Origin of the sequence: Pseudoscardovia suis, assembly GCF_002797875.1 — a bacterium.
In the GTDB taxonomy this organism is placed as follows: Bacteria; Actinomycetota; Actinomycetes; order Actinomycetales; family Bifidobacteriaceae; genus Pseudoscardovia; species Pseudoscardovia suis.
On sequence record NZ_PGFC01000002.1, the window covers coordinates 386,378 to 400,706 of the forward strand.

General features: G+C 62.1%; 8 protein-coding genes. 6 read left to right on the top strand and 2 right to left on the bottom strand.

The window, feature by feature from the left end; all coding sequences use genetic code 11:
- The first annotated feature begins 76 nt into the window (after positions 1-76).
- The 4 genes from CLV65_RS04225 to CLV65_RS04240 all read left to right on the top strand — a co-directional run bounded on the left by CLV65_RS04225 (position 77) and on the right by CLV65_RS04240 (position 6,553).
- Positions 77-1,207 (top strand): hypothetical protein, encoded by a 1,131-nt coding sequence (locus CLV65_RS04225; protein WP_144441831.1) that lies wholly within the window; start codon positions 77-79, stop codon positions 1,205-1,207.
- A 398-nt stretch (positions 1,208-1,605) separates the two neighbouring features.
- Positions 1,606-4,236 carry an aminopeptidase N gene (gene pepN / locus CLV65_RS04230; RefSeq protein WP_094690546.1) on the top strand — a complete coding sequence of 877 codons (2,631 nt, stop codon included), beginning with the start codon at positions 1,606-1,608 and terminating at the stop codon, positions 4,234-4,236.
- 157 nt (positions 4,237-4,393) lie between these two features.
- On the top strand, positions 4,394-5,770 hold the full coding sequence (glmM, locus tag CLV65_RS04235; protein WP_094690545.1) for a phosphoglucosamine mutase: 1,377 nt from the start codon (positions 4,394-4,396) through the stop codon (positions 5,768-5,770).
- A gap of 126 nt (positions 5,771-5,896) precedes the next feature.
- On the top strand, positions 5,897-6,553 hold the full coding sequence (locus CLV65_RS04240; protein ID WP_094690544.1) for a peptide deformylase: 657 nt from the start codon (positions 5,897-5,899) through the stop codon (positions 6,551-6,553).
- 162 nt (positions 6,554-6,715) lie between these two features.
- On the opposite strand, the gene amrB is transcribed toward CLV65_RS04240, so the two are convergent.
- A complete protein-coding gene (gene amrB, locus CLV65_RS04245; protein WP_158216087.1) occupies positions 6,716-8,566 on the bottom strand; it encodes an AmmeMemoRadiSam system protein B in 1,851 nt (616 codons plus the stop codon).
- A 1,303-nt stretch (positions 8,567-9,869) separates the two neighbouring features.
- Positions 9,870-11,963: an alkaline phosphatase gene (phoA, locus tag CLV65_RS04250; protein WP_420848378.1), complete on the bottom strand. Its 2,094-nt coding sequence runs from the start codon at positions 11,961-11,963 to the stop codon at positions 9,870-9,872.
- 453 nt (positions 11,964-12,416) lie between these two features.
- On the opposite strand from phoA, the gene xseA reads away from it, so the two are divergent.
- Together xseA and CLV65_RS04260 are read left to right on the top strand one after the other, a co-directional pair.
- Positions 12,417-13,730 (top strand): exodeoxyribonuclease VII large subunit, encoded by a 1,314-nt coding sequence (gene xseA / locus CLV65_RS04255; RefSeq protein WP_157847216.1) that lies wholly within the window; start codon positions 12,417-12,419, stop codon positions 13,728-13,730.
- Between the two features lie 334 nt (positions 13,731-14,064).
- Positions 14,065-14,322: an exodeoxyribonuclease VII small subunit gene (locus tag CLV65_RS04260; RefSeq protein ID WP_094690647.1), complete on the top strand. Its 258-nt coding sequence runs from the start codon at positions 14,065-14,067 to the stop codon at positions 14,320-14,322.
- Positions 14,323-14,329: the final 7 nt, after the last annotated feature.

Sequence of the window (14,329 nt, forward strand, 5' to 3'; positions counted from 1 at the left end):
ATGGAAACGGGATTAATCACGGATTGGATCAGTGGCAGACGGTGCGGGGTATGCTATGACACAGTATGGTAGGGGCATGATGGAAGAAGGGGCCATGACGGAAACCGCGAAAAAAGCTGAGGAACGAACCACGGGGAATGTCGCAGGCGGCGTTGATATGACCGGGCGGAAGGCGCGCTGCTTGGCGAAGGCCGTGGCGGGATTGGTGATTGCCTGCGCGGTATGCGTGGGCGGCGGCATCGCAGGTGGAGCCTCAGGTGGCGCCGCGGATGGCGTGTTCAGTGACATGATCGTTGCGTCCGCTTATGCCGACGACACGACCTCATGCACCACGGTCACCACGCCCGAACAGGCGCTCGCGTGCGCTCAACAGGCAGCGGATGCCGCCAACGCGGCAGTGCAATCCGCCCAGCAGCGACTCGACCAGGCGAAGACGGCGCTTGCCCAGGCCGCACAGGACGTGGCGAACGACCAGTCCGCGAATGAGCGCGCCCAGCAGGCGCTGAACGATTTGAAGGATGCCAAGGCGGCGCTTGACGCTGCCGCCAACTCCGATCAAGCGAAGCAGGCGATTGCCAAGGCCAAGTCCGACCTATCCGATGCCACGTCGGCCATCACAGGGCTGGACCCTGATTCATTCGATCCCGCCGTTGCCAAGGCGGCGGTGGACACCGCGCTCGCCCAGGCCCAGACCGTTGCGCAACAGGCGGCGCAGCGTCTGCAGGATGCCCAGTCCGCCCAGCAAATCGCACAGGATGCACTCAACCGTGCGCAGGCTGATGTTGATGCGGCGAAATCCCGCAAGGATGCCGCCGACAAGGCTCTCGATCAGGCCAAGGATGCATTGGCGCAAGCGGGGAAGGCGCTCAATTCGGCAGCTGCGCCATCCAGCTCTTCTTCTCGCGCGTCAGCCTCCTCGCCGACCTCCACGGGCAGCGCCTCCCCATTGCGTGCGTCTGCCGCGGCATCTCCGACATCGGGCGCCGCGACGAGCAGCGCGAATCCTTCCGGCCGGGCATCCGCCGACAATGAGTACCACGGCAACTCCGCCCCTTCGGGCGTGAATCTGGCGTCCACCGGCACCCGCGTGGCACTCGCCGTGGTGGGCGTGCTTGCCGTTGCTGGCATCGCGCTGTGCGCAATCGCCCGTGCGCGCAGAAGGAGAGCGGGGGCTGAAGCGCAGGCGGGTGAACCGTACGAAGTGTGAGCCTGCGTGCAGTGTGAGCCTGTGTGCGGTATGAATCTGCGTGAAATATGAATTGGACGTCGCCATTGTCGTTTGATTCGTCTGTCGCTTGATTCCTCTGCCGTTCGTTTTCCGGTCGTTCGATTCGTTTGCTCTGCCATCGCCAGTCTCGCTGTCCGTTTGCTTTGTCGTCCGTCAGCCCTGTCGTCCGTCAGCGTTGCTGTCTGTTTCTCTGTCATTCCTCAGATTGCCATCCATCAGCCTTGCCGTCCGTCCGCTGTGAGCGGACACCGAGAGGTCGGGTATGGTTGGTAGCTGATATAGGCCGCGCACGATGTGTGCCGGCGTGTGGCGCCAGGAAGCGCCGCGTGAAGAAAACACCAAGGAACAAGAAGAAGCACAGGTCAAGGAGTCCCAGCATGCCAGGAGCGAATCTCACACAACAGGAAGCCATCGAACGCCGCGGCGTCATCCACGGCGTTCCCCAATACAACGTCACGCTCGACCTGACGGGCGGCGACAAGGCCGACGGGTCGGAACGAACCGAGAACTTCGGCTCCATCACCACCATCGCCTTCGACGCCGAACCGGGCGCCTCCACCTTCCTGGACCTCATCGTCGACTCCGCTGACCGTGTACAGTCCGTGGAATTCAACGGACGCACGCTCGCCCCGGCCGCAGTCTACAAGGATTCACGCATCGAGCTCACCGACCTGGCCGAGCACAACACCGTCACTGTTGCCGCCACCTGCCAGTATTCGCACACCGGCGAAGGCCTGCACCGCAGCGTGGATCCTGCGGATGGCAACGTGTACTTGTATTCCCAGTTCGAAGTGCCGGACGCCCGCCGTGTATACGCCGTGTTCGACCAGCCTGACATCAAGGCGGTGTTCCACTTCACCGTGACCGCCCCGGCGGCATGGACCGTCGTGACGAACATGCCGGCCGCCCACGTCGATGATGCTGACGTCACGGGCGAGGAGTCCGCCAAGCGCTGGGTCTTCCAACCCACACCCACCATGAGCAGCTACCTCACCGCGTTCTGCGCCGGCCCCTACGCCAGCTGGCACACCGAATACAAGAACGAGGACGGCCGCACGGTGCCGATGGGCATCTATTGCCGTCAGGCGCTCAAGGACGCGATGGCCAAGGACGTGGATTACCTGTTCGATATCACGAAGCGTGGCTTCGCCTTCTACGCTGAGCAGTGGGGCATCCCATACCCTTATGCCAAGTATGACCAACTGTTCGTGCCGGAATACAACGCCGGCGCAATGGAAAACATCGGCACCGTCACGATCCGTGACTCCTATGTGTTCGAATCCAAGGTGACGGATGCGCTCGCCGAACGCCGCGTCGTCACAGTGCTTCACGAACTGGCGCACATGTGGTTCGGCGACCTGGTGACGATGAAGTGGTGGAACGACCTGTGGCTCAACGAGTCCTTCGCCGAATTCATGTCGACGCTGTGCACGGCGGAGGCAACCGAATGGAAGGACGCATGGGCGACATTCAGCTCCGGTGAGAAAAGCTGGGGAGAGGCGCAGGACCAAAAGCCCACGACGCATCCGATCGTGGCTCCGATCAAGGATCTCAACGACACCTACGTCAACTTCGACGGCATCACCTACGCCAAGGGCGCGTCCGTGCTGCGTCAGCTCGTGGCATACGTGGGGCGCAAGGCATTCTTCCGCGGAATCCACAGCTACCTGACCAAACACCAGTATTCCAACGCCACGCTCGCCGACCTGCTCGCCGAGCTCGAAGCCGCGAGCGGCCGCGACTTGAAGACATGGAGCGCGCAGTGGCTTGAACAGGCGGGCATCAACACCCTCGCCACGCAGGTGGAGACCGACGCGAACGGCATCATCTCCGATCTGCGCATCGAGCAGACCGCGCCCAGCGAGCATCCGGTGCTGCGTGCGCACCGCCTCGCCGTCGGTTTCTACAACCTCACCGCCAATGGCACCGTTGAGCGGACGGAGCGTTTCGAACTCGACGTCGACGGCGCCAGCACACAGGTGACGGACGCCATCGGCAAGCACAGGCCCGACTTCATCCTCGTCAATGACGATGACCTCACCTATGCCAAGCTGCGCTTCGACGCTGCCTCGCTCGACTTCGCGCTCGCCAACCTGAGCAAATTCACCGATGCTCTGGCGCGTTCCATCGTGTGGCTTGCGCTGTGGGACATGACGCGCGACGCCGAACTGCCCGCGACACGTTTCATCGATACGTCGCTCGCCGCGCTCGCCACCGAAACCGAATCCACCACCTTCCGCTACGCGCTCGCACAAGTGAACCTCGCCGCATGGCATTACACGGCTCCCTCCACGCGCCGCGCCACCGTGGAGCGCGTCGCCGCCGCACTGTGGCAGCTCGCCCACAGCGCCAATGCCGGCTCCGACGAGCAGTTCCAGCTCGTCAACGCATGGCTTGGCTATGGCATCGGCGATGACTTCGCGGCCACGGCCCGCGGCCTGCTGGACGGCTCGACCACGCTGCCCGGCCTCGCCATCGACAACAACATGCGCTGGTCCATCATCATTGCGCTCGCCGCCGCCGGTGACATCGACGCGGCAGGAATCGACAAGCAGCTCGCAGCGAACGAAACGACCGAGAACCGTCAGTTCGCCTACATGGCGAAGGGCGCCATCCCCACGGCGGAAGCGAAGGCGTGGGCATGGGACGAAGCGCTGCATGACGCGACGCTGACGAATTCCCAAATCGAGGATCTGGCGGGCGGCTTCTCGCTCACGCCCAGCGCCGAGTTGCAGCAACCGTACGTCGCTCGGTATTTCGAGGCAATCGACTGGGTGTGGCAGCACAAGACGTTCCACATGTCCGAGGCGCTGCTGCAAGGCACGTCGCGCGGATCGGGGCTGTATCCCTCGTACGCAGACCCTGCCACGCTCGTCGACGCAGGCGACGCCTGGCTTGCCGCTCATGAAGACGCCGATCGCGCCTTGCGCCGCATGATCAGCGAGAACGTGGACGGTTCCCGACGCATGCTGCGCGTCAGCCAGTGGAATTCGAAGCTCGAAGGCTGATGCGAATCCGCCCTGCCATATCGCGCCGTCACAGCGCGATATGGCAGGATGACGCGATAATTCGCTATATTTGATTGCGGATAGTGAATGCGCGCCGCCTTGGTCGTGGCGCGCATTGTGACGATGCACCTGGCAGGGTGCTTTTCAAGGAGCTGCAATGCCTCAAATGTTCGGCACCGATGGTGTGCGCGGATTGGCAAATCGTGATTTGGACGCTCAACTTGCGTTGAACCTGGGAGACGCCGCCGTGCGTGTGCTGGGCGACGACCAGGTCGAAGGACGCCACAGGGCTCTCATCGGCCGTGACACGCGAGTTTCCGGCGACTTCCTCGCCGCCGCCCTCGGCGCCGGCATGGCGGCCGGCGGGTTTGACGTGATTGACGTGGGCATCATCCCCACGCCGGGCATCGCATTCCTCACCTCGGTGCTCAACGTTGAGATGGGCGCCGTCATCTCCGCTTCTCACAACCCGATGCCTGACAACGGCATCAAGTTCTTCGCGCGCGGCGGTTTCAAACTGCCCGATGCCAAGGAAGACGAGATCGAGGCGATCCTGGGGCAGGATTGGGAACGCCCCACCGGCGCTGGCGTCGGCCGCATCTCCCATGACACGGTGACCGCCACGAACCTGTACATCGACCATCTGGTCTCCGCCGTCGCCCCGCAGCCCGAGGATTCCACCTCGCCCGCCCCGCAGCCCCTCAAGGGATTGCGCATCGTGGCGGACTGCGCGAACGGCGCCACGTCTGTCGTCGCTCCCGAAGCCTTGCGCCGCGCCGGTGCGGATGTCGTTGTCATCAACGCATCCCCGGACGGCTACAACATCAACGACCATGCCGGCTCCACCCACCCCGAACAGCTGCAGGCGATGGTCAAGGCGTCCGACGCCCAGATGGGCGTGGCCTTCGATGGCGACGCTGACCGCTGCCTTGCAGTGGACGAAGACGGCACGCTTGTCAACGGCGACCAGATCATGGGCATCCTCGCCCGCGCCTACAAGCGCGAAGGCAAGCTCGCGCACGACACGCTCGTCGTGACCGTTATGAGCAACCTAGGCCTCAAGCTCGCGTTGAAGGACATGGGCATCAAGACCGTGCAGACGAACGTGGGCGACCGCTATGTGCTCGAGGAGATGCTGCGCGGCGGTTACACGATTGGCGGCGAACAGTCCGGCCACGTCATCAACCGCGAATTTGCCACGACCGGCGATGGCACCCTCACCGCATTGCGCCTGAGCTACGAGGTCATGAAGTCCGGCAAGAGCCTTAAGGAACTCGCGGCGGACTTCCCGCAGCTGCCGCAGACCCTCATCAACGTGCCCAACGTCGACAAGAAGGCCGCCAAGACGAACGCAGCCGTGCAGGCAGCGGTCGCTCGTGAGGAGAAGCTGCTGGGAGACACCGGCCGCGTGCTGCTGCGCCCCTCCGGCACCGAGCCTCTTGTGCGCGTCATGGTGGAGGCCGCCACCCAGAAGCAGGCGGATGAAGTTTGCAAGCGCCTGGCGCAGGTCGTGGCGGACGAACTCAAGGCATAGCGTCGCGGGTGTCGTTGGCATGATGCCACGGCAGTCACGCCAACGACACCCATTCACGCGGCATTCGACGGCAGCACGATATTGGCACGACGCCATCGGCGTGACACACATCAATCAGGAGCATTCATGGCTTTCGACAAAGCGAACAAAGACAAGCATCTCGACAAGGCCGTGCGCGAAATGATCGCGCAGGCAGGCAAGGACGGCGTGCTGCCCATCACCCAGATGGGCGAGCCCGTGCTGCGTCGCGTGACCGACGAATACGTGGGCCAGCTGGACGGGCGCACCCTGAAAAACCTCATCAAGGCAATGCGTACGACGATGCTTGAAGCCCCTGGTGTGGGGCTTGCAGGGCCGCAGGTGGGTCTGAGCCTCGCCATCGCCGTCGTCGAGGACCATAAGCGCAAGGACGACGAGGACGATCCGCGCGACATCCAGAACTTCCCGTTCCACGCCATCATCAACCCCAAGTACGAGCCGGTCGGGGATGCAACCGCCAGCTATTACGAAGGATGCCTCTCGTTTGAAGGCTATCAGGCAGTGCGCAAGAGGTGGCTGGAGATCGACGCCACCTGGCAGGACGAGCAGGCGCAATGGCATACGGAGCGTTTGCACGGCTGGCCGGCGCGCATCTTCCAACATGAGACGGATCATCTCAGCGGCGAAGTGTACATCGACAAGGCGGAGATTCGCTCCCTCGCTAACGATGACAATCTGAGCTACTACTGGTGCGACGACCCCGTGCCCACGCACGCCGCGGAAGTGCTCGGCTTCGAGCTGTGACTGATGGCTGCATGCGGCTGAATCGCTGACAGCATGCAGCGCTGACAGCATGCAGCCGGTTAGGTCAGCTAGGTCGGTTAGGTCGGTGTCAGGCTGACGTTTGCGGCCTGCGATGCATCGTGCACACAGTGCATATGTGCACGATACATCGCAGGCCGTGTTTTATTTTTCGGGCTCGTCGAAGGAGACGACGCTGTAACGCTCCGCCACGATGTCATCGTCCCAGTAATCGGCGGGAAGCCCCATCTTCAGCAGCAACCGCGAGATGAAATCCCGTGGGTCGTTCAGCTGTTCCCATACGCGCGGCAGATAGGTGACGACGGATTTGCCTCGCCGCAGTATCACGCCGTCAGAATACGGGTGCAGGCGTTCGGCGAGCTCTTCGCGTGATTGTGCGTCGATGCGCTCGGGCTTGCTCAGCACCGATACCTCAATCCGCAGCAAGGGCAGTTCTTCCACGGCAACGGGTGCGAAACGTGGATCTTCGAACGCTGCGTTCAATGCGTGCGCCACCACGTCGTCGCGCAAGGGGCGCGTGGCCACGAGCGAGCCGACGCATCCGCGCAGTCGCTCGTTTTCGGTCAGTGTTACGAATGTGGCGGCCTTGCGATTGAGCCATTTGGTGTATTCCGTCGTGACGATCTGCTGCTCCGGACGTCCCAGTTCATGTGCGATTGAATTGCGGGCGATTGCCAGCAGCGCCTCGCCAGCATTGTAGGGAATCATGTTCGTCGTGTTCGTCGCAGGATCCGATGAGTAATTGTCGGGGTCTGCGCTGAACTTCTTGTAGCTTTCCGTGTGCTTGACGAGGTTCGACAGTCCGCGCTCCAAGCTTTCCTTGCGGCGCTCTTGGCGCACTTGGTGCACCACGGCGATTTTGTGCGCTTCGGTGTGCAGATGCGCGATGCGTTCGCCGACTTCATGCAGGTCTGTTGCGATGTCGCTGGGACTGGGGACGTGCGGCGCGTCCTGTGCCTGGCTTGCGGCTGTAGCGTGCGAAGCAGCGGCGGTGGTTTGCGAAGTGTGGGAAGTCTCGGCAGCACCGGCAGTCCTGACAGTCTGGGCAGCGCCGGAAGCCTGGGAAGGATTCGATGAATCGGAATGGGTTGCTGAATCATCCCATATGGCAAACGAAGCGTAGCCCACGACAGCTTCATTCGTGTCCGCAATGGGGATGCGTCCCTGCCCCGCGACCGACACTTGATCGCTGTCACCGGATGTGCTGCATCCCAGCAGAACCGGCTTGATGTCGCGCTCGATGCAGACATCAAGCAACCCATTGACGGCGTTGGCGCCGCAAGCCATCTGGGTGCGAATCGGAAGGAGGCGTTCGCAGATGCGGCCGATTGTCTGATCGTCGATTCTGCGGGCGGTGTCATGCGGGTAATAGTGCGACAGGTCGGTTGTGATGATGAACATCGTGCCTGGGTCATCCCAGAAGGCACGCATCACATCGCCCACCTCCTGCGGACTCGCATCCCCCACGTTGAGCGGCACAATCGGCACGGTTCCCAAGGTCTGTTGCAAGAAGGGGAGCTGGACCTCCAAGGAATGCTCCGCTTGGTGCGTCTGATCGTTCACCGTCATGCACGGCACATGGTCGAGCAAGTACTGCTCGGCTTCGCGGTCGACGGGGAAGTCCCCCAGCGGCGAGCCGAAAGCGGAGGCGTTGCAGCATGCCACCCCGCGTACTGCAACGGTGTGAGTAGGACCCATGATGACGACGCGGTTGATCTCGCCGCGCCCATCCTCCAACAGGGCGTACGCCAGCGCCGCCGTGCCACCGGAAAACGTGTAACCCGCGTGAGGCGTGATGATTGCCTTGGGCAGGTTCGCCTTGATGCGTCGCTCCGTGGCCAGTTCGACCACCGCGGATTCGGCATATCGCAGTTCGCGGTCGACGCGTTCGCGAAGGATGAACGTGTCGGCGGGATAGAACGTGCCGGCGACGGCTGGTGTGCGCACGTAGGCTTTACTTGGTTCGAGAGTCTTGTCGGGAGTGAGTATCGCCATTGAAACCACCTCTTCATCCATTATCGTACAGGAAATACCGTGCAAGGCGCGCTGATGGAGGCAGATTCTCCCTGTGTCTTCACCGTGCGTTCACGATGGGGCAGTCGTGGGGATGGGTGGGTTGGGTATCCTCCGTTTTCGGCGAGTGAATCAGTGGGTCGCCGAAGACGGAGGTTTGGACCTCTGTTTGGGGTTCTGTGACTGCCGTGTTCGGCGACGGTTTTGGGGTGTCGCCGATGGCGGAGGTTTGGTGGGGTTGAGGCGGCTTGTTATCTTCCGTCTTCGGCGAGTGAATCGGTGTGTCGCCGAAGGTGGAGGTTTGGACCTCTGTTTGGGGTTCTGTGACTGCCGTGTTCGGCGACTGTCGGGTTGTTCGCCGAATGTGGAAGTTTGGGACCTGTTGAGAGGTGTGTCATCTTCCGTCTTCGGCGACGGTTTTGGGTGTCGCCGATGGCGGAGGTTTGGACCTCTGTTTGGGGGTCTGTGACTGCTGTATTCGGCGACTCTCGGATTGTTCGCCGAACACGGATGTTCGGGACCTGTTGAGGGGTCTGTTATCTTCCGTCTTCGGCGACGGTTTTAGGTCTCGCCGATGGCGGAGGTTTGGTGGGGTTGAGACGGTTTGTTAACTTCCGTCTTCGGCGACGGTTTTGGGTGTCGCCGATGGCGGAGGTTAGGTGGGGTTGAGGCGGCTTGTTATCTTCCGTTTTCGGCGAGTGGGTTGGTGGGTCGCCGATGGCGGAGGTTTGGGCTCCTGTTTGGGGGTCTGTAACCTCCGTTTTCGGCGAGTGGGTTGGTGGGTCGCCGATGGCGGAGGTTTGGGCTCCTGTTTGGGGGTCTGTAACCTCCGTTTTCGGCGAAGTGGTTCATGGGTCGCCGAAGACGGAGGCTTGGGATCCTTTTTAGGAATCTGTCACTTCCGTCTTCGGCGACCTATTGTTTTGTCGCCGATGGCGGAGGCTGGGCCAGAGGAGAAACGGGAGTGGAGGGAGGAGAAATTGTTGCGGATGGTGGGCGGAGAATAATGAAATCCCTCCCGCCGGAATATGGAAGGGACGAGGCGTTGGTTTTGAGAAATCGGGGTGAATTTGAGAAACCGAACTGACTCAAAGGGACCAAGCCGAATCAAAAGGAAGTGCGCCAACTCCAGGGGAATCGTGCTGACTCAAAGAAACCGAACTGACTCAAAGGAACCATGCCGAATCAAAAGAAAGCGCGCCGACTCCGGGGAATCAGGAATCCGATCCTAGGAGTCGGCGCGCCTTCAGGGGAGCGCAGGGCTTACAGGCTTACAGGAGTGTCATCACTCGGCGTCATCGTCACGGAAGGCGATGCCGTTGGAGCGCAGCTTGATGCCGGCCGCCGCGCAGACCACGGCGAGGATAGCGATGAGGGCGATTGCAACACCGGTCTTGGCCAGGGTTGCGGCTTCCTTCTGCTTTGCTGCCTGTGCCTCGGCCTGAGCGATGGCCTCGCCGTCGGTCGTCGGGACTGCGACGTCGCCGTTGTTGTCGGTCGTTGCGGAGGCGTTGTTCGCGACACCCTGGAATTCCTTGACGATCTTCTTGCCGGACTGCTTACCGGTCACGGTCAGCTCGTAGGTGCCGCCCTCGACAATTGCGTCAGCGGGGAAGGCGATCGGGGTGGTCTGGGTGGTGCGAACGCGCACGCCGCACACGCCTTGGTGGCCGTTGTCAACCGTGCAGCCGTCCTGCGAAGCGATCGTCTTGCCGGTTGCCTTGTCGGCGAGCGAGTAGGAGAGCGACGCGTCGCCGTTGAAACCAGTCACATTCGCGGTGTAGGAGCCATCGGCAGCCTTGGACACCGTGGCGTCGGCGCCGTCGGACTGTGCGGCGATTTCTTCAGTGCTGCTCGCCAGTCCCAGCGTCTTGGCAATCGTGAAGAAGTTATCTGTCTGGTCGGTCAGGCCATTCACACGGGAGGCGCCGGGGCCGGAGGCTGCGATGCGCAGCTGGGTGCCGGTGTGGCTCATGGAGCCACCCTGATCCATCGGGGAGGAAGACGTGGCGTAGGCGACGTAGAGGGCGGAGCCGTCCTTGGCGCGCAGTGGGGTGGTCAGACCGTAGTAGGTCGGCCACGACACGATCTGGCTCGTGTGGGCGTGGTCAGCGGTCACGATGATGAGCGTGTTGGACAGATCCACCTTGGCGAGGGCGGCGGCGATGGCCTTGTCGAGGTCGTCGGTTTCGCCGATCTGGCCGCAGGCGTTGGCGTTGTGGTCCTGCTTGTCGATCGAGGCGCCCTCGACCTGCAGGAAGTAGCCGTTGTCCTTGCCGTTCTGGTTGTTGGAGAGCAGGTCGATGGCCTTGGACGTCATGTCAGCCAGGGATGCGCCCTTGTTGCCGAGCCACTCGGAGTTGGTGGAGCAGCTCACGAGGCTCTGGTTGCCGTCCTGCTGGCCGGCAAGTGCCATCTGCTCAGCCGTGTCATGGTCGAGTGCCTTCGATTCGTTGTACTGCGTCGGCATGTTGCCGGAGGAGAACAGGCCGAGCACCGGGGAGTCCTGGTTCGCTTCGGTCAGCGAGGCGAGCTGGGAAGAATCCTCGAAGTACTGGTAGCCGCGTTCGGTGGCCTGTTCCTTGAGGGTCTTTCCGGCCCACTGGCCGGCCTGTGCGGTCTGGTTGAAGTACTTGTTGCCGCCGCCGAGCGTCACATCGGCGCGAGTGTCGAGCAGCTGTTCCGAGATGGAGCCGATGCCGCCGTTCTGCAGCAGCTGTTCGGCGTCGCAACGCTGCTCGGAATCATCGGAGGTGCCGTCGGTCTTGCCCTGCGGGCCGTAGCAGGAGCGCTGCGTCGAGTGGGATTCCATGACTGCCGGCGTGGCGTCCTGGACTTCGGCGGTGGTCACGTTGCCGGTCGCCAGGCCCTTTGCCTTGGCGAGCTCGAGGAGGTTCATCTGCGGGGTGAAGCTGTTGTCGACGGACACAGCGTTGTTGTAGGTCTTGGTGCCCGTTGCCCAGCCTGAGCCGGATGCGGCGGAATCGGTGACCGCCGTCACCTGGTTGGTGCGGCTCGATCCATCGCCGGTCGCGTAGGTGGTGTATTGGCCGACGCCGGTCTCGGTGGCAGAGGTGGCGCCCGCCTGGCCGATCTTGTCGATGCCGTTGAGCGTGCCGCCGGGGCCATAGAGGTAGTCGCGGGCGACGGTGATCTCGGAGTCACCCATGCCGTCGCCGATGAAGAGGATGACGTTCTTGGCCTTGCCGGTGGCCGGTGTGCTGGCGATGCGCTGTGCGCCGCCGTGCTGGCTCAGCGTCTGCACGTCGGCGGTTTCGGTGGCCGAAGCCATGGGCACGGCGCCCAGAAGGGTGGCACCGGCGAGAACAGCGGTGAATCCGGCCATGACCTTGCGCCGGATAGTGTTATTGGTATGCATTGATCCGTTGATCTTTCTTCTCTAATACCTATTCCAGAAGCACCGGCAAGTGGTGGCACGCCGGTGCGATGAAAGCCCGGAGGGAATGGGCCTTCTCCTTGCGCGGGACGGATGCCGTTGGAGAGCCGGCTCTGTTCCGCCGCCACGATTGACGTTAGATATGCGAAGTGAATTGACTCAGGACTATGAGTGAATTGCAGGTGCAATGATGGTGAATTTCTCGGGCAGTTTCTGGGAATCATCTTTGAGCGGAAGAATCGTCGGATGCCTCGCTCCACGGGCAGGAATGCGGCGGATAGCGGGTACTATAAGTCGAAGGGAAAGTGCCTGACTGGGCGATGCGACAAGCGACAACGCAACAGTGCAGACCATGGAAGATGCAGCCAAGGAAGGCACAGTCGCGAAAACACAAGCGCGAAAAACACCGCTGCGAACAGCAAGGAGGAAACGGTTATGCAGGAGGCAAATACCTTAGCCGGTGCCGGTGCGCCGCAGCCGCGTGACATCGATTATCAGATGTGGGGCAGGCAGCAGGTGCCGCGTTTTGCACGCGACACGACGGCTGAGGAGCCGTGGCCGGTGGGACTTACCAGCCACCAGTACGCCGGTGCCGTGAGCAGGTGGCCTGGCTGTTGGGTGACCGGGCAAATCATGCAGATTGACATGCGCCGTCGCGGTTCCGTATACATCACGTTGCGCGACAATGACGAGGATGTGTCGATGCGCGTCATCGCATTCGGCGAGCCTGCCAACCAAGCGTTTCAACTGGGTCTCAAGCAGGGCGACAAGATCGTGCTGTTTGGCAGGCCAGAGGTGTGGGAGAAACAAACATCGCTGTCGTTCAAAGCAACGCAGATCCGTCGGTGCGGAGAGGGCGACCTTGCCGAGCGCATCGATCAGCTGCGCCGCCGCTTGAAGGGAGAGGGGCTGTTCGACGAAGCCAATAAGGTGCCGCTGCCGGAATTTCCCCGCTGCATTGGTCTCATCTGCGCGCCCGGTGCCCGTGCCGAAGGCGATGTGAAAACGAACGCGAGCCTGCGCTGGCCCATCATCCGTTTCAAGACCGCCTACGTCAAAGTGCAGGGCCCCGATTGCCCACGTGAGGTCATACATGCAATCGAACAGCTTGACGCCGACCCGGAGGTGGATGTCATCATCGTCACCCGTGGCGGCGGCAGCTTCGAAGATCTCATCGGATTCTCGGACGAAGGCGTGGTGCGGGCCACCGCAGCCTGCCGCACGCCCATTGTCTCGGCCATTGGCCATGAGGATGACTGGACGCTTATCGAGCTTGCGGCGGATTACCGCGCTACCACGCCGACTGGCGCTGCGCAGGCCGTTGTGCCGGACGTCAACGAGCAATGGAACATCATCGCCAATAACCTCGCCGCCCTCGATACGCTCATGGATCGCACGGTGAAGGTAGAGGAGGGGCGTCTGGCCGGCTATCTGTCGAACCCGATGCTCACCAACCCCGCCTTGATGCTTGATCCGCTGGAAGAAAAGCTCAAGCACCAGCGCGAGACCCTGTTGAATTCCATGATTCGTCTTGTGGATTACGACACCTCGAGCATCGAATCCAGCGTTGCCACCCTCACTGCACTGAGCCCTCAGTCCACCCTCGATCGCGGTTACGCGATTGCGCAGACGGCGCAGGGGCATGTGATTACCGATCCCACGTCCGTGGCGGATGGCGAGGAAGTGACGGTCATTGTCAGTCGCGGCATCATGACAGCCACGAAGACGGCTGCAAGCGTAAGGCAATAACAGACGCGGCAAGACACGGATCAGCCCATGCTTCGGCGGAACGCCGTGCCCATGGCGAGATGCCCGTGCCCTTGGCGAAAGGAGAAATCCGCACAACACCATGACATCGATGCGGCAACACGGCCCCGCTTACACAGCAAATACAACACACGATCGCGTACACCACAACTGCACAGCAAAACAGCAAAACAACAAAGGAGACACCATGACAGACGAAAATACGCAGGCCGCGGCGACTGAAACCACAGACGCCACTGAGAACACAGACGCCACTGAAACCACGGGTGCCACGGCTGACGCCAGCACGGCGCAGACGGCGTCCGGCTCGGCGACGATGAAAGGAATGACCGACGAGGAACGCGCCCGTGTGGCGGCAATGAGCTACGAGGAGGCGCGTGACCAGCTCACCGCCATCGTCGCCAAGCTGCAGCACGGCGGCCTGTCTCTTGAGGATTCGCTGCGCTATTGGCAGATTGGCGAGGCACTGGCTGCACGCGCCCAGTCACTGCTCCAAGAGGTGCGCTCGCAGTTGGATGCCGCCCGTGAACGCCAGCAGTCAGGCGTGGAGCATGCAGGCACGCAGCTCAACTGAAGCAGGC